This is a genomic window from Corynebacterium sp. 239_CJEI (assembly GCF_001055995.1).
GTDB classification, from domain to species: domain Bacteria; phylum Actinomycetota; class Actinomycetes; order Mycobacteriales; family Mycobacteriaceae; genus Corynebacterium; species Corynebacterium jeikeium_D.
Window position 1 is genome coordinate 33262 of sequence record NZ_JVOW01000033.1, and the last position, 20895, is coordinate 54156.

Sequence of the window (20895 nt, forward strand, 5' to 3'; positions counted from 1 at the left end):
GAATGCACGTGGAGGATTTACCAGCGAAGACCCAGGACTACCTCAAGGTCATTTGGGATTTGCACGAGCGCACCGGTGAAAAAGTGGCACTTGGCGACGTCGCTGAGCGGATGGGCGAAAAGAAGCCCACCGCCAGCGAGGCTGTGAAGAAGCTAGCTGCACGTGGCCTTGTCAACCACGAGCCGTACCGGGGCATTAGCCTGTCGGACCGTGGGCGAGACATTGCGCTGATTATGGTGCGTCGCCACCGGCTTATTGAAAGCTTCTTGGTCTCGACTCTGGGATACACCTGGGATGAGGTTCACGAGGAAGCTGAAAAGCTTGAGCATGCGGTCTCGGATGATTTCATTAGTCGCATTGATGCAATGCTGGGATTCCCTGAGCGCGATCCGCATGGCGATCCAATTCCCAGCGCCAGCGGTACCATCGCCAGCGCAGTGCGCACCGACCTGACGGATATCGAAGCTGGCGCGATGGTGGTAGTCGATCGTATTAACGACTCCGATCCTGAATTGCTGCGCTATTTGGCTACATCAGGGGTAGGCCCGGGGACCGTGCTCCGAGCCGAAGCCGCACCATATGCAGGTATGCATGTCTTCGCCATCATCGATGAGGTGGGCGATAACGAGCCAAAGAAAATTCATGTGGCAGACTCGGCACTATGGGCAATCAAGGCGACTCCAACAACCAACTGACGAGAGCCGCAGCGCGCTCTTACTATAAGGTGTCGCGGAATCTCACTGGGCCGACGAAAGTGCCACCCGCACCGTCAGTGTCGTTCGACGGCGTGAAGAGTGCTCGTCGGCAGGCATATGCCAGTGTTGAGAGTGTTGATGTGCCGTTGAATGCCATCGCTATCTCACGCGCCGAGCAGCAGGAACACATGGTTGACCTCGAACGTCGCTTGAATGCCTCGACCAAAGACATGCGGACCCTGGTTGACTACGAAGAGCAGCGCATTGCGGTCACTAGCACCGTCAAAGAGGCAATCGTCTATACGCTGCTGGCAATACTCCTTCTGGCAGCAGCCATCGGACTTGGCTACGCCAGCCACCTGGGGGCCGATGCGATCTTGAATGCTGCGGCGGAGGTGACACCGCGGTGAGTAAACGTTCAGGCTCCGACAACGGGTGCGTGACGGTCATTGTCGTATTTTTCTTCTTCGGCCTGATTATTCAGCTCTTCGGTGTCACGCTGTGGATTCTGCAATATGCATTGCCAGTGGCGGGTTTGGTGCTTGCGATCCTCATCGCATACCAGGCTTGGGCCGGTGTGCGCCGCAGTGCTGAGGCGCACGAGCTCGCCGAGCGTAATCACGCGGAGCTGCAGCAGATTGCCATGGACACCGAGTACCAGCTCACCGCAATCCTTACTGCCTGGGACAATGTGAACACCACAATGGGTGTCGGCACCATCTACAAGGATGTATTTGCCTCCGGTGAGGCTACGCCGGAGCTCATCGAGCTACGCGGTGAGCTCTCTCGTGCCCGGAAGCTAAACAACCGACTGCGCGAGCAGCGCGAAACTATGACCAACCGGGAGCTGGTGGAAGCCATCTCTGATGCCGACGAGCTGTGGTGCTCGCTGACGAAGACGTATCAAAACGCTCGTCGCGAGCTGTAGTAACGCACCTGGTTTACTCGACGGTCATCACAATCTTGCCGTCAGCGTGCCCGTCTTCCAATACTCGGTGGACCTCCGCGACCTCGGTGAGATTCTTAGTCAGGCCGATAGGAAGTGAAATCTCACCGGCAACCACGCGGTCGGCCAGGTCGGCGTAAATAGTCGTGTCATTCGAAATAGCCGGAATGTGCGCCTCAATGCCACGTTCCTTCGCCGGTGCCAGATCGGCCAGTGAAGGTAGCGCCACAATCCGACCATCCGATGCCAACACATCCAGCGAGGGTAGGAAAGTGTCGAAGTACACGCCATCGAGCACAACATCTACGCCCTCGGGGAACCGCCGGCGCACAGCCTCGAATACATCTTCCGCTGTGTAATCAATATGCTGCGCGCCAAAGCCCACTAGTTTTTCATGATGGCGTGACGACGCACTCGCCAACACAGTTGCGCCACGGGCAACCGCCAGCTGCGTCATCAGCTGGCCCACGCCACCACCGGCACCATGAATGAGTACAGTGTCACCGCCTTTCACCTTTGCTAGCTGATCGACAGCCACGGTCGCCGTGATTCCCACTAGGGCAAGGCCCGCAGCGGTTACGTCGTCAAGCGAATCGGGTGTTCGAACCACACCGTCGGCGGGGAAGACGTTGTGTGTTGCGTAGGTGCCGCGGAAGTCATCGAAGCCGCGCATGCCGAAGACTCGGTCGCCGGGGTGGAAGTTGTCCACACCTTCGCCGACGGCAACGACTTCGCCCGCGGCTTCGCGTCCGAGGACGGCCGGAGGGGTGAACTTTGCGCACAGACCGGAAGAGCCATCGCGCATCTTGTAATCCAGCGGATTCGCGCCGATGGCTGTGGTTTTGACCAGGATTTCGCCGGGACCGGGCTCCGCAGGGGTGCGGGAAACCTGCGTGAACTCATCGGGGTCGCCAAAGCGATTGATGATCATTGCGTATGCGTTGCCTGAATTTGCTGCCATGTCCATCACTGTAGTCCTAGCAGCTAATTATCAACGGTCGGCAAGCGGGAGGGCAGCGGTGACGGCACTGAACGACTCATTGAGGTAGGCGCTGAGGAGGTCGGCGGCGTGGTTTGGGGTGTCCTCGATGAGAACTTTGGCGATACTGATGTGGCGATCGGCGTATCGGGCATGGAGTTCGATGCTTTGGGGGTAGGAGAGGAAGCAAAGACGGAGTTGGGCCTGAATTGATTCGGCGGTGGCTAACAGGTCGGGGGACCCGGAAGCTCTGACGATGGCGAGGTGAAAGGCATTATTCCGTTCGGGAAGGTTCAATGATGACTGTGAACCACAAATAGAAAGAATCTCTTCGCCGAGGAGCTTTGCCTGGCTCTTGCTTAGCGATCGCAGTGTTCCGCATTCGACGACATGGCGAAAGGCATACAGTTCGCGGATGCGTTGTTTGTCGAAGGAAGCGATAAACACGCCGTGATGAGGGATGTGAGTAAGTAGCCCCTCAGATTCCAGCTTGCGGTAGACCTGTCGGATGGTGTTGCGACTGACCTGCAGTCGCGCAGCAAGTTGGGTTTCACGGAGCTGCTCGCCACTGTAGTGCTTTCCGGCGAGAATCTCTCGGCGCAGGACAGTTGCGGTGACATCCGCTACTGAAACGTCTTGTTGTTTTTCCCCAGAGGACGTGTGGGTCTGATCGTCGAGGATGCTTCCGGGGGTAGTCATGTAATACAGACTACTAAAGCACTTTTGTGTGGCGGCCATCACCAATTAACATACGAGACATTGTTCAACAATCTCTGTGCAGGCGATCTTCAACGTAGGAATCCTTCAACGTGGGAATCGTCAGACTTGTAGGGAAAGGCCTTACGCTATGGACGCTTCAACATCTGCCCATAAGGCGCGGCGAACGGCACTCCTCGGCGCCGTATTCCTGATGGCGACCAGTGCTATCGGGCCGGGCTTCCTCACCCAGACCGCAACCTTTACGGCCAAGCTTGGCGCGGCTTTCGCCTTTGCCATTGTGATCTCGGTGCTTCTTGATATCGCGATTCAGCTCAACGTGTGGCGAGTGATTGCTGTCTCTGGACGCCGCGCGCAGGAGCTCGGCAACGCCGTGCTTCCGGGGCTGGGCTGGTTAATGTCAATTCTCATTGTCATCGGTGGTGTGGTCTTCAATATTGGCAACGTCGGCGGTGCTGGACTTGGTGCGAACGCGATGTTGGGCGTGGACGCAAAGATTGGCGGCATTGTTACTGCAATCCTCGCCATTGGCTTCTTCCTCTCCCGGCGGGCGGGTATGGCGCTGGACAAGGCACTCGTTGTGCTCGGTGTCGTGATGATTCTGGTCACTGGAATTGTGGCGTTCAGTTCTAACCCGCCAGTAGGGGAAGCACTGAAGAACACGGTCATGCCCGACACGATTGACTTGTTGGCAATCATCACGCTCGTCGGTGGCACTGTTGGCGGGTACATTACTTACGCTGGCGCTCACCGCATGCTTGATGCTGGCGCCGGCGGTGTAGAGAACCTCGCACAGACCACTCGCTCATCTGTTACGAGCATCATCGTCACAGCCATCATGCGTTTCCTCCTTTTCCTAGCTGTCTTGGGAGTGGTTGCGGGTGGCGTGGTCCTCAATACGGATGGAAACCCCGCTGCAGAGGCATTCCAAGCTGCGGCAGGAGATTGGGGTATGCGCTTCTTTGGCGTTGTCCTGTGGGCTGCGGGAATCTCGTCGATTGTGGGTGCCAGCTACACCTCAGCAACATTTCTGACTCGTTCCTCGGGTGCTGGAGCCAAGACTCAAAACACGATCACCATTGTCCTAATTGCAATCTCCACGCTGCTCTTCGGTCTCATCGGTACGGCTCCAGCGACGCTGTTGGTTTTCGCCGGAGCCTTCAATGGTTTGGTTCTTCCAATTGGCGTTACTGTGCTGATTTACATCGCGCTGTTCCGTGCGGATCTCATGAATGGTTACAAGTACCCGAAGTGGTTGGCGGCTATCGGAATCTTGGGTGTCGCAGTCGCCTGGTTCTTGGCGTGGCGCTCATTCGGCGGTGTGTTTGAAATGCTCGGCTAATCCCCCCCCGGTTTCTCGCACAGCTCAGATGAGAACCAACATAACAACGGTACAAAGACCAGCATTATTACTTGGAAGGAGCGGTGACGTTTATGGGCGCCACTATCGATCTCAACTCTGACCTTGGGGAAGCGTTCGGCTCGTGGAAGATGGGTGATGATATCGCTCTGCTGAACATTGTGACCAGTGCCAATATTGCCTGCGGGTATCACGCGGGTGACGCTAGCGTCATGATGGAGACCTGTGAGGCAGCTGCTGCGCGCGGAATTCGCATCGGCGCGCACGTCGCCTACCGCGATCTCCCCGGGTTTGGACGACGTCGCATGGATTACGCACATCGAGAATTGCGAGCCGAAACCGTCTACCAGATTGGTGCACTTTCGGCATGTGCACGGGCGGTGGGTACCGAAGTTTCCTACGTCAAGCCCCATGGTGCCCTCTACAACCGCATCGCAGTGGATGAAAATCAGGCCGCTGCAGTGGTGGAGGCGCTCCTGCTCGCTCGCTCCACCTGCGGAGATGAGCTTGCCATTATGGCGCAGCCGGGGTCGGTCATCGAACGGCTCAGCCTCGACGCGGACCTCCCTGTGATTAGGGAAGCTTTTGCAGATCGCGCTTACAACTCCGATGGAACTCTGGTGTCCCGAGTACTCGAGGGGTCGGTCATTGTAGAACCCGATGCCGTCGTCAAACGCGTCATTGCAATGGCTAGCGGGGAACCAATCGTCGCCTACGACGGTTCACCGTTGACCGTGCAGGCTGACTCTATTTGTTTGCACGGAGACACCCCTGGTGCGGTCGAACTCTCCCGTATGATTCGCCAAGGGCTCGTCGACGCCGGAGTCACCGTCGCTGCCCACGTATAGCGCGGACTCGCACACCGGTCTTATCAACCGCAGTTTTTCAACCCCGCAAGAAAGAAAGGATCAGCACCGCCATGGCCGAGATTCGCCCTATGGGAACAAATGCGCTGCTTATCGACTATTCATCATCGGCCAATCCGTTGGCGAAGGTACTTCGTGCACACTCTGCTGCGGCTGAGATTGAGGGACTCGTTGACAGGGTACCTGCAGCCCAAACGCTCCTTCTTCGCTTTCGCGGACCGGCTCGTCGTTACCTCGGCGCAGTAGAAACCGCGCTGCGGGGCAACAATGCGCAGAGGCAGACCGTCGACAAGCGAAAAACAATGACGATTCCCGTTCACTATGACGGCGCGGACCTTGAGTCCTTGGCACAAAGCCTTGGGATGAGCCCTCAAGCGTTAATCGATTGGCACTGCGAACGCCCTTGGACGGCCGCGTTCGGTGGATTCGCGCCGGGCTTTTATTACATGGTGCGCGGGAGCGGTCAGGGGTGGCCAGAGCCGCTTGATATTCCCCGCCTTACGACGCCGCGCACTCGAGTTCCCAAGGGCTCCGTCGGACTTGCGGGCCAATTCGCAGGTGTATATCCCATCGATTCGCCCGGTGGCTGGCAGCTCTTGGGACATACAGATGTGGAGATGTGGGACTTGAATCGGCCTAATCCGGCGCTGCTTGAGCCCGGGGTTGAGGTGCAATTTGAAGCGACTTCTACGGTGAGTGCGGCGTAGAAAAAGGGGGCGGAAGAGATGAAGAATTCTATCGAGATTATTCGACCCGGCATATTGACGACGATTCAGGATTTGGGCCGTGCAGGGCAAGGCAGCCTGGGCGTGAGTACTTCCGGTGCGTTCGACCACGAGTCCGCGGCAGCTGCTAACCGGATGGTTGTCAACGAAGAAAGCCTGGCGGTGCTTGAGTGCGTCGTCGGCGGGTTGGAGTTCCAAGTAGCGGAGGGAGCAATCATATCCTTCGCAGGAGCCCACGGTGAGGTGACTGTCGAGCAGGATGGCAAGGTCATCAAGACCTCGATGAATAGTCGAATTGTGGTCGGGGCGAAGGCAATTGTGCGGCTTGGTACCTTCGATGCAGGTCTTCGCGGGTACGTCGCGATTCGAGGGGGCATCGATGTCGCGGAAGTGCTGGGCTCGAGGTCATACGATACGCTCGGCAAGCTCGGCCCAGCGCCTTTGCAGGCCGGTCAGGTCTTGCAGGTCGGCGACCCGGAGTATTCGACGGGGTCGTCAATCGCAATTTATCCCGCGCCTCATTGGTCGAGCGAGGCTGCGCGCTTAGATGTTGTTCCTGGCCCTCGGGCGGACTGGTTTACGCGGGAAAGCGTCAGTGATTTCTTTCACGAGACATGGACCGTGACGCAAGAGGCCAACCGCGTCGGACTTCGGCTGAATGGGACTACTCTTGAGCGCCAGGTCACCCATGAGTTGGCAAGCGAGGGAATGGTCCCCGGTGCGATACAAGTGCCCGCATCGGGGCAGCCGATTATTTTCGGTCCTGATCATCCGGCGACGGGTGGATATCCGGTCATTGGTGTGTTGACGGAGCCGTCATTGTCGAGGGCCGGGCAATTGGTGCCCGGCGCGAAGGTACAATTCCGCCGGGTGCGGGCGGTATAGGTCTGCGGCTTCATTCTGCGCGATGGTGCGCCACTACGTTTGCCAGCTATGAGCGTCACACCGTTCTTCGCAGTAAAATCAGCCACCATGATTGAACACGCCTCCTTTTCTCAACTCAGCGCGACGGATGTTTATGCCATCTCGGCGTTGCGTACCGACGTGTTTTATCTTGAGCAGTCCTGTACAGAGCCGGAAATGGACTGGCGCGACCTGGAAGATACCGCAGAGCACTATTTCATCCGCGACGACAATGACGCCCGCAAGATTATTGCGTACTTGCGTGTGATTGACACGCTCGATGAGTTCTCGACGAACTACCCGCGCACCATCGGACGCGTTGTCGTCGATGCCGCGAGCCGGGGTAGGGGGTTGTCCTCGAAACTGCTGCAGCAGGTCATCGCTGACCACCCGGATACGGGGCTGATTCTGCATGCCCAGACGCAGGCGAAGGCCGTGTACGCAAAAGCCGGCTTCCATGAGATCGGGGAGACCTTCATGGAAGCCGGCATTGAGCACATCACGATGGTTCGTGATGCAGCCCGTGGCGAAGCCTAGGAATTAATCGCCTAGGCTCCGATTTGTACGGCGTTGCTTGCCTGAAGTTTTAAGCGTTGACCTTCGAACTCGCCAGGATGCGGTTCAGAGAGTCGACGCTGGCCTTCGCATCGCCGATAAGCATGTCGGTGTTTTCGTTGAAGAACAACGGGTTCTGCACGCCCGAGTAACCCGAACCCATCGAACGCTTGAGAACAATCACGCGCTCAGATTCCCACACCTTCAGCACCGGCATACCCGCAATCGGGGAGCCCGGCTGCTCTGCCATCGGGTTGACGGTGTCATTTGCACCGATGACCAGGGTGACATCCACATCAGCGAAGTCATCGTTGACCTCGTCCAGCTCCAGCACGATGTCGTAGGGAACCTTGGCCTCAGCCAGCAGCACGTTCATGTGACCCGGCAGGCGGCCAGCGACTGGGTGGATACCGAAGACCACTTCCTTGCCGGCCTCACGCAGGTTACGGACTAGGTCAGCAACAGCGTACTGAGCCTGTGCCACAGCCATACCGTAACCCGGAGCGATGAGGATCTTGTCTGCATCACGCAGAATCTCGGAGGTGTCCTCGTGGCTGACCTCGGTGTGGGAGCCTTCCACAGCGCTTCCCGACGAAGCCTCGGAGCCAAAGCCGCCCAGAATAACGTTGGCAAAGGAGCGGTTCATGGCCTCACACATGATGTACGACAGGTAGGCTCCGGAGGAACCAACTAGCGCACCAGTGATGATGAGCAGCGGGTTGCCAAGCATGAGACCGGTGAAAGCAGCGGCCCAACCGGAGTACGAGTTCATGATGGACACGACAACCGGCATGTCGCCGCCACCGATGGCGATGACCAGGTGCCAGCCCAAAAACAGGCCCAAAGCAGTCACAGCAACCATGCATGCCCATGCGATGGCGCCGCCCTCGGTGCCGGTTGCGATGAAGACAGCCAGGAGAACCAGAGTGACCACCAGAATGGCAATGTTCAGAGCGTTGCGGCCCGGCAGCAGTAGTGGCGAGCCCTTGATCTTCTCAGACAGCTTCAGGCCTGCGACGATGGAGCCAGTGAAGGTCACAGCGCCGATGAAGACGCCAATGTAGACCTCGCCGAAGTGGAACTTCAGGGCATCGGGGGCTACATCTTCGGCGAAAATGTAGGAGTTGAAGCCGATGAAGATAGCGCCGAGTCCGACCAGACCATTGAACAGTGCAATCAGCTGCGGCATGCCAGTCATGGCAACGCGGCGTGCGCGACTGATACCGATGACACCACCGATGCCGATAGCGACAGCGATGAGAATCAGGGTAATCAGCGGCGAGAAGTGAGTATCCGGCTTGGTGTCTGCGGTCACGAGTGCCTGGAAGATGGCAATGACGACGGCTACAGCCATACCGGCGATACCGAAGGAGTTACCGCGGCGAGCGGTCTCCGGCTTGGACAGGCCCGAGAGGGCAGCGAGGAACAGGACGGCGGCGACAATGTAGCCGACGTTGGACAGGCGGTAGGTCCAGTCCAGAAGCGAAGCAGTATCAATGCTAGCCATTAGACTTTATGCCTCCTCTTTCACAAACATGCCAAGCATGCGGTCGGTGACGGCGAAACCGCCGAAGATATTGATGGAGCTAACCACGATGGCCGCGAACGCGAGACCTGAAACCAGCAGGTTGGAGCTTCCCACCTGGAGAATCGCACCCACCAGAACAATGCCGGAAATCGCGTTGGTCTCAGACATCAGCGGTGTGTGTAGGCGCGGCGTGACCGCGGAGATTACGTAGAAGCCAAGCACGATAGCCAAGGTGAGAACCATGAAGTTGGCGCTCACGCTGTGCGGTGCGCTGAGCATAACCACAATTGCCAGCAGTGCCATCAGGCCCAGAGCAATCTTCGAGCCCAGGCCCGATCCCATGAAGGAAACCTTCTCCGGTGCATTCTCTTCTAATGCAGCCTGGTGGGCCTGCTGCTCCTGCAGTGGGGCAGCAGGGGTGACAGCGACCTTGATTGGTGGTGGTGGCCAGAGAATCTCAGCTCCGGTAGCGCCGGCGCCATTCTGTGGGCGAGCCTTTGTTACCGTGATGCCACGGATAATCTCATCCTCGAGATTGAGAACCGGAGAGCCATCCTTTTCCGGCGTAATCAGCTTGAACAGGTTGAAAATGTTCTGTCCGTACAGCGACGATGCCTGCGCGGGCAGACGTCCTGCAAGGTCGGTGTAACCGATGATGGTCACACCGTTGTCAGTGACAATGGTCTTGCCTGGAACGGTCATCTCGCAGTTGCCGCCACCGGCGGCAGCCATGTCGACGATGACGCTGCCTGGTTTCATAGCTGCAACATCGGCAGCAGTCAGCAGCAGTGGAGAGCGACGGCCAGGGATATTCGCGGTGGTAATGACAATGTCAGCCTGCGCGGACTGCTCGGAGTAGAGCTTCGCGGCAGCGGCAGCCTGATCATTGGTCATTTCCTTGGCGTAGCCATCCTCGGACTTCTCGGCGGCGGCCGGAATCGGGATGAACTCTGCACCCATCGATTCGACCTGCTCACCGGCTTCAGGGCGCAGGTCTGTTGCCTTGACAATCGCGCCCATCGAGTTGGCCGTACCGATCGCCGCAAGTCCGCCGACACCAGCGCCGATGACGTAAACGGTAGCTGGTGGCATCTTGCCTGCAGCAGTCACCTGACCAGTGAAGAGGCGACCATATGCAGAAGCCGCTTCGACTACTGCGCGGTAGCCGCCGATGTTTGCCATCGACGACAGCACGTCCATCGACTGTGCCCTGGAAATGCGGGGAACTGCATCCATAGCAAGGGCAGTGATGTTGCGTTGCGCGAGCTCTTCGACCAGTTCTTCGTTTCGGCCTGGCGCAAGTCGGCTGATCAGCATGGCACCGTCGTTAAGCAGTGCACGGAACTGCTCCGGCGGAGTGTCGAGCGTTACGACGATATCGCTGTGCCAGACAGACTCGTCGACAATGGTGGCACCGGCGGATTCGTAGTCCGCGTCGGTGAACTTAGCAGCCAGGCCGGCGTCAGCCTGCACGGCGACCTCGTAGCCAAGCTTGACGAGTTTGCCGACGGTCTCCGGGGTCGCAGCCACAATTGTTTGCTGGGGATCGGGTTCTAAAGGGATGCCGATTCTCATTGTGGGAGTTCTTTTCTGTTCGGGGGTTTTATTAAGGGCCATGCGCACTCGGTTGTCGGTTAACAGTGAGTGTGGGCGTGGCCACTTTCTCCTTGGTGTCAATAAGGTATGCGCTGGTGGGGAGGCAGCGGAGGCGTTTGTGGAAAAAGGTAATAAAAATATGTGGGTAACGGTGGTGAGGTGGGTTTTCTGAATCTGTGCACTCGTGGAAAGGGGGTAGGAAATGGGGGTGGTGGTGTTAATTTTGGGCGAGAGTGAACATTTTCAGCGCCCTGAATGATTGTTTGAGGGGTGAAAGGTGGGGGAGGCTATTCCTGTCTTTACGTATGTATTTACGTATTAGGTAAATTCGTATTCCTAGGTTCTTGGCAAGAGTTAAGGAAAACGATGATTGGTTCACTAAGTGTCGCCGGAAAGACCGTGTCGGTATCCCGTCAAGGGCAGGGGCGTGCGTTCTCGAAGGTGGTTGCTCTCTCGCTCGCAGCTGGTGTGGTTCTCGGCGGACAGGCGCCAGCGCAGGCGGCACCGCGCATTGGTCAGCTGCCGGACATCACTGCACGTGAAAGCACTGTTGACTACCAGAACTCGGAAACCGTGGACAAAATTGGCGGTGGTCTGGTGGATGTTATGGGTGGCGTGAACCGCGCCATCTCCGGTGGTGAAAGTGGCCATATCACCGAGCCGTTCGCCCCAGAGGCGGGGTACCTGCGCAAGGAGTTCGGAGCGATGGGCTCCCACCCAGTTGCCGCAACCCGTGAAGCAATGCCATGTGATGGTGTCGTCTACACCATCTACAACCGCGTACTGCGGGACCTCCACGGTCTCCACGGCACCACCGGCTGCTATGACGTGTTGCCGGAATCGGCTAACGCCTCCCCAGTTGGCGCGCAGCTCATTTACCCGGCGGATATCGACTCCATGGAGTCCGCGCCGCTGATGGTTCTGAGCCCTGGCATTGGTACTGAGCCAGGTATGTACGACGCGCAAGCGCGACTCTATGCAAGCCACGGATATGTCGTGGCTCTTGGCTACAACTTCACCAACTGGTTCGCGCCGCAGATGGTGCTGGCAGCTTCCGTGGCCGCAGCGGCCAATGAGGACGAGTCGACGCCACTTGCAGGCAAGATCGATTTCTCCCGGACGATGCTGGTCGGGCACTCTGCAGGTGGTGGCTCCGCAATCTTCCTGAACAACAGGATGGATAAGGCCTTCCAGGCTGCGGGCATCGATATGGTCACCCGTGGTCTGGTTGCTATCAACCCAGGGCCTTCCGACGCTGGGCTGATCTCCACCCCGCCGGAGATTCCAAGCCTGGTGGCCATTGCTGAGCACGAGGACATCGTTCCTTTTGATGCCGATCGACGTGGTTACCGCGATGCTGCAGGGCCCGCCTGGGAAGCGGTAGTCACCGGTTCCTACCACGGCACCTACCTGGATGATCCGTCCAAGAATGTGCTCGGCTCGATGGTGCTGTCCTTTAGCGAGTATGTGCTCGCCGGAACGAGTCGAGCAAAGGCTGTCTATGAGGGTGACAACTATGGCCTGGCCACTGACTCCGAGCTCAAGGACGTTCAGCGCAAGGGCGTCTAGAGCTGGCTACTCCATCGACTCTGGAATTAGCTTTGCCGCGGCCTCGGCGATTGCCTTGCGCTGCGCTTTCGTGAGCTGATTGCCGTTGAGGTAGTCGTTAGCCCAGAGGCCATCGGAAATCATTTGGACAACGTAGGCCATGCAGGCCTCCTCATCGGTGGCAATCTTCTCCGCCGGCGGATTCCACCGGCGCAAAAGGCGCGTCCAAATCTCGCGCAGCTCCGGCTCGGCGGCAGAGTCGATGGACATGAGTAGCTCGGCCCTCGTTGCCGTATCCAGCGAGACCTGGAGGTTTGCGCGTAGGCGGTTGGCGGGGGATACCTCCTCCGCAGGTCCTCCTGCGGCTTCGATAAGCTCCTCCTCCCATAACTGCGCCATGTGCTCATGGACGCTGCGGATCATGTCTTCGCGGGAGGGGAAGTGGTAAATCAACCCTGATTTACTCATTCCGCATTGAGTTGCGACATTTTCGTAGGTGACCTCGGAAAAACCGCTTGTCTCGATAATCTCAACGATTGTGTCGAGGATGGCAGTGCGCTTACTCGTGCGCATATTCAGTCTCCTTCGGGTTGCCGCGGAATGTCACCGCAGTCGCAATCGCTGCAATGACAGCAACGACAGCCAGGATAATCAAAATGGCCAGGTAGGAACTGTCGAGGCCGGCGCGGGCGCCGTCGTTAAGCGCTGGCGTGTGAAGTGCATCGGTGAGTGAGATGCTGGCGTCGACAGGCGTAAACAGGGTGTAGAACATAGGCAGGAGACTGCCTGTGATTGCGACGGTAATCAGTGTGCCGAATTCGTAGGACACGGATTCCATTGCCGCCGCCATACCTGCCTTTGACCTCGGCGCTGAGCCGATTATCGCAGTCGACGACACCGACATCACAGAACCTGCGCCCGCGCCGAGCAGTATCAATCCCGCGATCATGAGCGAGAAACTGCCCGAGGAAACGCCGTAGTACATGCCTGCCAGTCCGACGGCGTTGAGGAGGAAGCCGCCGGTGATGAGTGTGCGGAAACCCACTCGATGGAGCACCATGCCGCCGATGACACCAACTGGCAAGGATGCCAGTGCCGCGGTGGCAACTAGCAAGCCCGCGTCGAGTGGTGTGTATCCGACGGAAATCTGGAAGCGCTGCGTCGTCATCAATTCGGCGCCTGCCAGGACAAACATGGCAAGCGCTGCTGCCAGCACGCCACCGGAAAACATCGGCGAACGGAAGACCGAAAAGTCGATGAGGGGTTCGGTAAGACGTGCCTGACGACGCTGAAACAGTGCCGCGCCCACTAGCCCACAGGCGATAGCTGCGACGATGACGGTGGAGGAGCGATGGCCGGCGAGTTCCTTGATGAGTGAAACCAGGCCCAGCATGGCCAGCATCGCGTAGAGGCTGGTGAGGAAGTCCCAGTGTTTGGCTGGGTTGGGCTGATTTGGTGGAGCGAAAATCAGCGTGCCAATGATTGCGAAAACTACGACAGGGATGTTGATAAGGAAGATTGAGCCCCACCAAAAGTGCTCCAACAGGAAACCGCCGACGACGGGGCCAGCAGCGGCACCCAGTGTTGCTGTGGCTGACCAAATGCCAATAGCCGTGGCAAGTTCACGAGGGTGGTGGAAGGTCTCACGTAGCAGTGCGAGGGTTGCTGGCATCATGGTCGCGGCGCCCAGTCCCAGGCAGCCTCGAGCGATGACCAGGGCCCAGGCGTGCGGCGCAAAGGCCGCGGTCAGGGAAGAGAAGCCAAAGATTGTCAGGCCCACAAGAAACATCTTGCGGTGACCGATGCGGTCGCCCAGAGTGCCTGTGCCGAGGAGGAGTGCGGAGATCACCAGTGGGTAGGCGTTGATGATCCACAGGCCCTCCAGCTCGGTTGTGTGGAGCTGCTCGCGCAGAACTGGCAGGGCAGTGTAGAGCACCGAGTTATCTATGCCGATGAGTAGTAGGCCGGCGCTGATGATAGCGAGGAAGACCCACCTGTGGGTGACTGGAGTGGACGGATTAGCCCTCGTGGAAGCGGCGTGGTCGGTACTTGTCATTCCAGTAACTGTAACGAACGTTCGGTTTAGTTACAACTTCTGGAGAGCGACGATTTAGGCCTAGAACTTCAACAAAAGTACGCCAATCCCTACCAAAGGGCCGGTGAAAAAGTGTCTAAGTTGAAGGCGTTGTTGAGGTACGAATTCACGGACGCCGTTCGATCCCCCGTGGCGCCCGAGCGGGTAAAGATCAGCTTGGACGCGCTGACTTTACGCTCGGAGCTTTACGCTCGGACGTTGTGGCCTATCACCGCCGGGATAGTGATTGGCGCATCCCCGAAAAGCTCCTTCTGGTATTCGTTCTGCTCGAAAGCGCCGGCATCGTTATCCCTGATGGTGGCCACATTTGTCAGTTTGCGTGCCGACGGTGCGGAGTTCTTTTGGAGTAGTCCGCCACGGTTGCCCGCAGTGGTGGCTGCGAAAGTCCCTGCACCACGGTTTCCAGCAGCGGTACCCGCGATTCCGCCAGCAGCACCCGTAGCTCCGGTAGTAGCACTGTTGCGCGCACTGATTAGGGAATTCATCAATCCACTTCCGCGCTGTGCAGGGCTATTCGAGGCGTTTGGCAAGGCAGACCCAGCGACCCCGGCACCCAAGCCGGTTCCCATCCCGCGACCCGCTGTTGGCGCTGGCATACGTCCAAGACTTGAAGTCGGAAGTCCCGAGGCCGGTGGACGGGGGCTTGCGTTTCCAGAAGACGGCAGTGCCGGGATATTGCCCGCTGGTGTGAGCCCCGCAGTGCGTCCTGCACCGAGGGAGCCAGCCGGTCGGTTACCGTGAACTCCGTAAGGTGAAGATGCTTGCGGTGAAGTGCGTTGAAGTGGTGCGCTCGCTCCCGAAGGAGCGACCATGGCTGGATTCGCCGCGTTTGGTTGAGCCATGGATGATGTACCGGTCGGGGAAGTTGGCGAGATCGTGGAGCTCGTTGGGCTGCTAGGTGATGCGGGGTGCACAGGGGTAGCAGACGGATTTGTTGGGCTCGACAAAGTCGAAGTGCTCGGTTGAACCTGCGAAGGAGCGGGAGCACTCGCGGCTGTGGATTGTGGTGTTGGAGAATCCGGAACAGTCGAGGTGGCGCCAACTGGTGCGCTGGCGGCCTGCATGCTTCCAGTCATCCCCGCAGGCGAAAGACCGAACTGACTAGTTCCAGAACGCCCGGCGACTGTGGCCCCAACGGAAACCTCGGCAGTCACACCACTTCCGGCATCGGCAGAAACCAGGTTAGGAATTCGAGGAATAGCGGTCTGTAGCTGTGCGGTATACGGACCAGAGAGAAAGGCAGCTACCTCGGCCTGTTCAAAAGCTTTTTGCGCGCCAGGGTTGGGGAGTGCCTTGGACTCGGCCTCAATCGCAGATAGTGCATTGACGGCCATTGCCTTAACGGACGGCAAAACGGCAAGGTGTCCGGCCATGACCTCAGATGCGGTGGCGATGCTGGTTGCGCGTGCGGCCAGACCTTTCATTGTTGAGTCAGCAGCAGAGAAGACAGCACCGCTGTTGCTCGACACCAAGCCGGATGAGATGGAGGTTAGATTGCTGGCCAACGTGGTCATAGTTTCGGCGAAGTTGTTCCAGTAGGCGATTGCCTCGGCTACGGCACCGTCGTTTGTCGAGGAAAACATGGATAGTAGAGACTTCGCATCGAGACCGAGTTCCGCAGAAAGTGTGACTGGCGCGAAAGTGAGACTTCCAGCTTCAAACATTGGCCGACGCTGGAATACACCGCTTGTTCGCGCTACTTCAGCAATGGAAGCACCGTCACCATTGAATGGGTTAATGCTTCGAAGGATTCGGTTCATGGTGGATTCGTGCTCAGTGATGACGCGACGGAAGTCAGCGAGATTCGTTTGCGCCCACGTGAGCTGCTTGCCCAGAGACAATCCGACGGCGGCAGAGCTTCCCGTACTGCCGGAAATTGCGAGACTGTGTTCTGTCGCCACCAGCTGGAGTGACGGAACCTGTGAGTAGCCGGCCAAGTTGGGCTGCATCGTCATAGACGAGCCGGGAAGCATGATTGCTCCAGTTAGTCCGCTAATTGCGTGATCAATTGTCGAAATATTTGCAGAAATCAAGACATTTCCCCCAGGTAATTGGTCATAAGTTCATTGGCGGGCTTGCAGAGGGTTTCATCGAAATCAGTGGATTCTTCCTCTGAGATGTGCGTTATAAAACCCAGTGCGCCTTTCGGGGTCTCTACGGATGCAATGCAGTACGAGAGACCAATCGGGTTGGTTTGTTTGAAAGTCACCCAATGAAGGCCTTCCGAGTGGTGTGTAGTGGGGTGAGCGTCATAGTTCTCGAGCCGGGAATGGGCCACCGATGTGTGCCAGAGGCCAAGTGGCAAAATGTGACTTGTTTGAAGTCCGCAACCTATTTGTTTGACACCTTTAATTCGCTCTGAAACCTCAGACTGCTCCCGGAACCCCAGCCTGTCTAAGCGCCCCATAATCTCAGGGTCGTCACACGGATTGGTCAGGACGAATTCGGGTGCGTCGTAGTTGTAGTGCCCATCGGGGCCAAGTGGAGCATCACCGGGCTCCGGCGGATTGTTGGGTGGAAGCACACCCGCAGGTAACGTCACGCCCGAGTCAGTAGTGATGGTTGTCGCATTGTCGCCGACAGGTTGAACGTCCTCGCCGGAAGCCTTGGTCGATGCGCAACTAGTCCCCGTTACTCCCCATAGAAGTGCTGACACTAGGGCGGCAGTAGTCGCCTTTTTCAATTTTCCCTCCCCAAAGAATTTGTGTGAGAAAGATATAACACCGCGTTCACAATTGCGCTTGCTGAGAAGCCGAAAAATAGACCGACTGTGGATAACTTTTTAGGGGTGTGGACAACGCGGTCGCCGCGAAAAACAGCGCCGCTGCACAGCCGCAACCTGCAGCTTTAGGGTGTGTTCTCCGTGCCGTCGTTAAGCGTTGGCGGCAAACGTGGGTGTAATGACCGAAGTAATCCGAACGATTGGTTAGACTATGAGGCGCATTACAAAACCACGGGAGTGCCAACCGAAATTCCGGCACTGAGAGGACGCTAGGGATCGAGCGTCGACCGGACGAACCTGAATCTGGGTAATACCAGCGTAGGAAAGGGATGTGTTGCTTCATGGCCGCACGTGTATCTGTATCCGCTCCGCCGAAAGAGGGCGAGGTTACAACTGGCCCGATTTACCGCAGCAACAAGCATTACGACGAGGTTGCGTTTAGCAACGATTTTGGTGAGGCGAACCTGCGCATTCCAGTTCGTCGAATCAATCTGACGGACGGTACTCACTTCGATGCGTACGACACCTCGGGTATCTACACCGAGGAAAACCCGGAGCTGAACCTGAAGGAGGGTTTGGCTAAGACTCGTGACTCGTGGCCGAAGGCTCCGGCGGTGCCAGCGGTTGCGGGTTCTGAGGAGGCTCCGAAGGTCAAGACCCAGCTGGCTTGGGCGCGCGCGGGAATTGTCACCCCGGAGATGGCTTTCATCGCCGCTCGTGAAGGTGTGGATCCGGAAGTTGTGCGCGAAGAGGTCGCTGCGGGTCGTGCCGTGATTCCGGCCAACCACAAGCACCCGGAGACTGAGCCGATGATTATCGGCAAGCGCTTTGCCACCAAGATCAACGCCAACATTGGTAACTCGGCTGTGACTTCGTCCATCTCTGAAGAAGTGGAGAAGATGGTGTGGGCAACCCGTTGGGGCGCGGACACCATCATGGACCTGTCCACTGGCAAGGACATTCACGAAACCCGCGAGTGGATTCTGCGTAACTCCCCGGTGCCGGTTGGTACGGTGCCGATTTACCAGGCGCTGGAGAAGGTCAAGGGTGACCCGGCCAAGCTGACCTGGGAAATCTACCGCGAAACCATCATTGAGCAGTGTGAACAGGGCGTGGACTACATGACCGTTCACGCGGGTGTGCTGCTGCGCTATGTGCCGCTTGCCGCCAACCGCGTGACAGGCATTGTTTCCCGCGGTGGCTCAATCATGGCCGCATGGTGCCTCGCGCATCACCAGGAGAGCTTCCTCTACACGCGCTTCGCTGAGCTGTGCGACATTCTGGCGCAGTACGATGTCACGTTCTCCCTCGGTGACGGCCTGCGTCCGGGGTCCATTGCCGACGCGAACGATGAAGCCCAGCTGGCTGAGCTGCGCACCCTCGGCGAGCTGACCAAGATCGCTAAGTCCCGTGGTTGCCAGGTCATGATCGAAGGTCCAGGCCACGTTCCGATGCACAAGATCGCCGACAACGTGAAGTGGGAAGAGGAGTGGTGTGAGGAAGCTCCGTTCTACACCCTCGGCCCGCTGGCAACCGATATCGCGCCGGGCTATGACCACATCACCTCGGCTATCGGTGCGGCAATCATTGCGCAGGCTGGCACCGCCATGCTTTGCTACGTCACGCCGAAGGAGCACCTGGGGCTGCCGAACCGCGACGACGTCAAAGTCGGCGTGATTACTTACAAGATTTCCGCTCACGCCGCCGACTTGGCGAAGGGGCTGCCGCGCGCTCAGGAGCGTGACGACGCGCTGTCGAAGGCTCGCTTCGAGTTCCGTTGGCATGACCAGTTTGCACTGGCACTGGATCCGGACACTGCGCTGGATTACCACGATGAGACCCTGCCTGCAGAACCGGCAAAGACCGCGCATTTCTGTTCCATGTGCGGTCCGAAGTTCTGCTCCATGCGTATTTCCAAGGATGTACAGGACTACGCGAAGGAACACGGTCTGGATTCCGTTGAAGCTATCGAGGCCGGCATGGCTGAGAAGTCTCAGGAGTTCGCTGATCAGGGCAGCCGCGTCTACCTGCCGATTACCGCGGAGTAGCTGGTTGTCTTAGAAGATGCTGAAGTAAGCCGTGGTCGAGCTCTATTGGGCTTGGCCGCGGTTTTCTTTTGCTTTCAGTTATTTCTGCCGGTCTCAGTGTTGAGCCTCAAACGGGGGAGGGTAAGGCGCACCTTCATAAAGGCGTTAGGTAAACCTAACTAGTGGGGTGTACATTGCTTGTATGCACAGCCTGAGATTCCTGACTTTCGATAGTTCCCACCGCCATCTCGCAGGTGCTCGCAACACTCGCAACACTCGCCGTTTATTCAGCTCTGAATCATCCACGGTTGGAGAAGGCGTGCGTCGACCGGTGGAGCGGAGTGCGCGCAGAGCTGCCACTGCGGTTTCGCTGTCCGGTGCCATGGTCCTTTCGGCGTTTGTGTCCCCGGCAATGGCTGAAACTGCGAAGCCAATCGTGCCGGACAATTTTCCCAATGTGATTAATCCAGCGGAGAACTTCCAGCCGCAGGATTCGCAGTATGTCGAATCCCCGGAAGTTACTGTCACTTTTGAAGACGGCACACCAGCTGAAGGTGCCACGGTTCATCGCGGCGATGTTCTTATTGTTCGCGGTAGTGGTTTCAATCCGTCGGCCAACCGTGGTGGTTACCCGCTTCCAATTCCTCCGGGTGTGCCCAATGGTGTTTACGTTCTCTACAGTGCATTCCCCGACTCGTGGAAGCCGAGTGAAGGTGCTCCGTCCTCGTCGCGGAAACATCCGCACGACAACATTGCCTGGGTCACGCCGGCTGGAACTCTCGAGGCGATACCGAACCAAGGCGTCGACATGCGACGTTCTATCGCTCGTCAGGCTACTCCGATGACAGATGACGGCAGTTTTGAAGCCCGCATTGTTGTTGACCCGCCAGAGGCTCCAGCTGGTGATAACTGGGGCATTTACGTCTACCCGGCAGCCGGCTCGATTAATGCGGCCGAGGAAATCTATATTCCGTTGAATTATTCGGATGCTCCGGGCAAGAATGCTCCGGCTCCCTCGAGTGAGGATTTAGTAATTTCTGTATCTGCGCTGGAGAAGGTATTCGGCGCACTGGGTGGTGGCGTCACTGCCAAGAACGGTGCCCTAGAGCCTGAGGCCGGAGTCGTTTCATTCACCCGCGACAATGACAGCAGCGATGCCAAAGGGGAGAGCTACCGCGGAGAAGTTCACTTCACCGCGAAGTTCAGTCTGGTTCATGTGGTCGTCCGTAATCCGCGCATTGAGGACGGCCCGACCGGAAAGATTATTACGGCAGAGGTCTCGCAGGGCTACGATGTCGGCCCGGACGAGATGGAGCGTATGCCCATTGCCGCCGTGGTCGACAGCGATGGAGATCAGCTGATCACGACCATCGGCACTATTTCGCAGTTCCGGTAGTCCCTCCGACCATCACAGCCGCCAACTGTCGTCTACCTGGCACTTCGTTCAAAGTAAGCCGTCATACCTTGCGGGTTCCTGCGGGTTGTAACCACTGCTGTAGTGGAATCACTACATTAGATAGAGGCGCTTACCAGCGATGAGGAGGAACGTGGGACGGCATAGTCGGGCAGAAGGACCGGTGTCACAGGATGGGGCATCGTCACAGGTTGCGGAGTCGCAACGTGCTGTTGCGGA

The 20895-nt window shown here is 57.9% G+C and carries 19 protein-coding genes and 1 riboswitch; of the genes, 11 read left to right on the top strand and 8 right to left on the bottom strand.

Translation table 11 applies throughout. The annotated features are described in order from the left end of the window. Window positions 1–2 precede the first annotated feature (2 nt). The 3 genes from ADB08_RS09330 to ADB08_RS09340 are packed head-to-tail and all read left to right on the top strand — an operon-like array spanning window position 3 to window position 1623. Entirely contained in the window at window positions 3–695 is a 693-nt protein-coding gene (locus ADB08_RS09330; protein ID WP_049172669.1) for a metal-dependent transcriptional regulator, read from the top strand. A gap of 59 nt (window positions 696–754) precedes the next feature. Continuing rightward, entirely contained in the window at window positions 755–1105 is a 351-nt protein-coding gene (locus tag ADB08_RS09335) for a hypothetical protein (RefSeq protein WP_152682217.1), read from the top strand. Continuing rightward, a complete protein-coding gene (locus ADB08_RS09340) occupies window positions 1102–1623 on the top strand; it encodes a hypothetical protein (RefSeq protein ID WP_049172672.1) in 522 nt (173 codons plus the stop codon). Before ADB08_RS09335 ends, ADB08_RS09340 begins: the two co-directional genes overlap by 4 nt. Before the next feature lie 13 nt (window positions 1624–1636). Here the strand turns inward: ADB08_RS09340 and ADB08_RS09345 are convergent, their stop codons facing one another. Next, a complete protein-coding gene (locus ADB08_RS09345) occupies window positions 1637–2602 on the bottom strand; it encodes a quinone oxidoreductase family protein (protein WP_239660055.1) in 966 nt (321 codons plus the stop codon). Between the two features lie 30 nt (window positions 2603–2632). Beyond that, the gene (locus tag ADB08_RS09350; RefSeq protein WP_049172746.1) at window positions 2633–3319 is read right to left on the bottom strand and encodes a GntR family transcriptional regulator; all 687 of its coding nucleotides are present in this window, start codon (window positions 3317–3319) and stop codon (window positions 2633–2635) included. A 148-nt stretch (window positions 3320–3467) separates the two neighbouring features. On the opposite strand from ADB08_RS09350, the gene ADB08_RS09355 reads away from it, so the two are divergent. The 5 genes from ADB08_RS09355 to ADB08_RS09375 all read left to right on the top strand — a co-directional run bounded on the left by ADB08_RS09355 (window position 3468) and on the right by ADB08_RS09375 (window position 7728). Then, on the top strand, window positions 3468–4679 hold the full coding sequence (locus ADB08_RS09355; protein ID WP_049172676.1) for an NRAMP family divalent metal transporter: 1212 nt from the start codon (window positions 3468–3470) through the stop codon (window positions 4677–4679). 92 nt (window positions 4680–4771) lie between these two features. Further along, entirely contained in the window at window positions 4772–5545 is a 774-nt protein-coding gene (locus ADB08_RS09360) for a LamB/YcsF family protein (RefSeq protein WP_049172677.1), read from the top strand. Window positions 5546–5616: 71 nt separating this feature from the next. Beyond that, a complete protein-coding gene (locus tag ADB08_RS09365) occupies window positions 5617–6270 on the top strand; it encodes a 5-oxoprolinase subunit B family protein (RefSeq protein ID WP_049172678.1) in 654 nt (217 codons plus the stop codon). 18 nt (window positions 6271–6288) lie between these two features. Then, window positions 6289–7173, top strand: a complete 885-nt coding sequence (locus tag ADB08_RS09370; protein WP_049172680.1) for a biotin-dependent carboxyltransferase family protein — start codon at window positions 6289–6291, stop codon at window positions 7171–7173. Window positions 7174–7260: 87 nt separating this feature from the next. Next, window positions 7261–7728: a GNAT family N-acetyltransferase gene (locus ADB08_RS09375; protein WP_049172747.1), complete on the top strand. Its 468-nt coding sequence runs from the start codon at window positions 7261–7263 to the stop codon at window positions 7726–7728. 49 nt (window positions 7729–7777) lie between these two features. On the opposite strand, the gene ADB08_RS11525 is transcribed toward ADB08_RS09375, so the two are convergent. Beyond that, window positions 7778–9253: an NAD(P)(+) transhydrogenase (Re/Si-specific) subunit beta gene (locus ADB08_RS11525; RefSeq protein ID WP_049172682.1), complete on the bottom strand. Its 1476-nt coding sequence runs from the start codon at window positions 9251–9253 to the stop codon at window positions 7778–7780. A 6-nt stretch (window positions 9254–9259) separates the two neighbouring features. After that, window positions 9260–10849 carry a Re/Si-specific NAD(P)(+) transhydrogenase subunit alpha gene (locus ADB08_RS11530; protein ID WP_049172684.1) on the bottom strand — a complete coding sequence of 530 codons (1590 nt, stop codon included), beginning with the start codon at window positions 10847–10849 and terminating at the stop codon, window positions 9260–9262. A 387-nt stretch (window positions 10850–11236) separates the two neighbouring features. Between ADB08_RS11530 and ADB08_RS09390 the strand changes: the two genes are divergently transcribed. After that, complete coding sequence (locus ADB08_RS09390; RefSeq protein WP_049172686.1) at window positions 11237–12439, top strand: alpha/beta hydrolase; 1203 nt, start codon at window positions 11237–11239, stop codon at window positions 12437–12439. Window positions 12440–12445: 6 nt separating this feature from the next. Here ADB08_RS09390 and ADB08_RS09395 read toward each other — a convergent pair whose 3' ends face one another. The 4 genes from ADB08_RS09395 to ADB08_RS09410 all read right to left on the bottom strand — a co-directional run bounded on the left by ADB08_RS09395 (window position 12446) and on the right by ADB08_RS09410 (window position 17196). Continuing rightward, window positions 12446–12991 (bottom strand): TetR/AcrR family transcriptional regulator, encoded by a 546-nt coding sequence (locus tag ADB08_RS09395; RefSeq protein ID WP_049172688.1) that lies wholly within the window; start codon window positions 12989–12991, stop codon window positions 12446–12448. Beyond that, entirely contained in the window at window positions 12978–14474 is a 1497-nt protein-coding gene (locus ADB08_RS09400) for an MFS transporter (RefSeq protein ID WP_049172690.1), read from the bottom strand. The genes ADB08_RS09395 and ADB08_RS09400 overlap by 14 nt, the downstream gene beginning before the upstream one ends. Window positions 14475–14698: 224 nt before the next feature. After that, window positions 14699–16546 (bottom strand): hypothetical protein, encoded by a 1848-nt coding sequence (locus ADB08_RS09405; RefSeq protein WP_049172692.1) that lies wholly within the window; start codon window positions 16544–16546, stop codon window positions 14699–14701. Next, window positions 16543–17196: a hypothetical protein gene (locus tag ADB08_RS09410; protein WP_049172695.1), complete on the bottom strand. Its 654-nt coding sequence runs from the start codon at window positions 17194–17196 to the stop codon at window positions 16543–16545. The genes ADB08_RS09405 and ADB08_RS09410 overlap by 4 nt, the downstream gene beginning before the upstream one ends. A 260-nt stretch (window positions 17197–17456) precedes the next feature. Then, window positions 17457–17578: riboswitch (TPP riboswitch) on the top strand. Here ADB08_RS09410 and thiC point away from each other — a divergent pair. Together thiC and ADB08_RS09420 are read left to right on the top strand one after the other, a co-directional pair. Beyond that, entirely contained in the window at window positions 17577–19283 is a 1707-nt protein-coding gene (thiC, locus tag ADB08_RS09415) for a phosphomethylpyrimidine synthase ThiC (protein WP_049172697.1), read from the top strand. Its footprint overlaps the riboswitch before it by 2 nt. A 181-nt stretch (window positions 19284–19464) precedes the next feature. Beyond that, window positions 19465–20658, top strand: a complete 1194-nt coding sequence (locus ADB08_RS09420) for an HtaA protein (protein ID WP_239660056.1) — start codon at window positions 19465–19467, stop codon at window positions 20656–20658. Window positions 20659–20895: the final 237 nt, after the last annotated feature.

Coding starts and splice junctions, on each gene's coding strand:
- ADB08_RS09330 (WP_049172669.1), top strand. CDS start 3: ATGCACGTGGAGGATTTACCAGCGAAGACCCAGGACTACCTCAAGGTC.
- ADB08_RS09345 (WP_239660055.1), bottom strand. CDS start 2,602: ATGGCAGCAAATTCAGGCAACGCATACGCAATGATCATCAATCGCTTT.
- ADB08_RS09350 (WP_049172746.1), bottom strand. CDS start 3,319: ATGACTACCCCCGGAAGCATCCTCGACGATCAGACCCACACGTCCTCT.
- ADB08_RS09355 (WP_049172676.1), top strand. CDS start 3,468: ATGGACGCTTCAACATCTGCCCATAAGGCGCGGCGAACGGCACTCCTC.
- ADB08_RS09360 (WP_049172677.1), top strand. CDS start 4,772: ATGGGCGCCACTATCGATCTCAACTCTGACCTTGGGGAAGCGTTCGGC.
- ADB08_RS09365 (WP_049172678.1), top strand. CDS start 5,617: ATGGCCGAGATTCGCCCTATGGGAACAAATGCGCTGCTTATCGACTAT.
- ADB08_RS09370 (WP_049172680.1), top strand. CDS start 6,289: ATGAAGAATTCTATCGAGATTATTCGACCCGGCATATTGACGACGATT.
- ADB08_RS09375 (WP_049172747.1), top strand. CDS start 7,261: ATGATTGAACACGCCTCCTTTTCTCAACTCAGCGCGACGGATGTTTAT.
- ADB08_RS11525 (WP_049172682.1), bottom strand. CDS start 9,253: ATGGCTAGCATTGATACTGCTTCGCTTCTGGACTGGACCTACCGCCTG.
- ADB08_RS11530 (WP_049172684.1), bottom strand. CDS start 10,849: ATGAGAATCGGCATCCCTTTAGAACCCGATCCCCAGCAAACAATTGTG.
- ADB08_RS09390 (WP_049172686.1), top strand. CDS start 11,237: ATGATTGGTTCACTAAGTGTCGCCGGAAAGACCGTGTCGGTATCCCGT.
- ADB08_RS09395 (WP_049172688.1), bottom strand. CDS start 12,991: ATGCGCACGAGTAAGCGCACTGCCATCCTCGACACAATCGTTGAGATT.
- ADB08_RS09400 (WP_049172690.1), bottom strand. CDS start 14,474: ATGACAAGTACCGACCACGCCGCTTCCACGAGGGCTAATCCGTCCACT.
- thiC (WP_049172697.1), top strand. CDS start 17,577: ATGGCCGCACGTGTATCTGTATCCGCTCCGCCGAAAGAGGGCGAGGTT.
- ADB08_RS09420 (WP_239660056.1), top strand. CDS start 19,465: ATGCACAGCCTGAGATTCCTGACTTTCGATAGTTCCCACCGCCATCTC.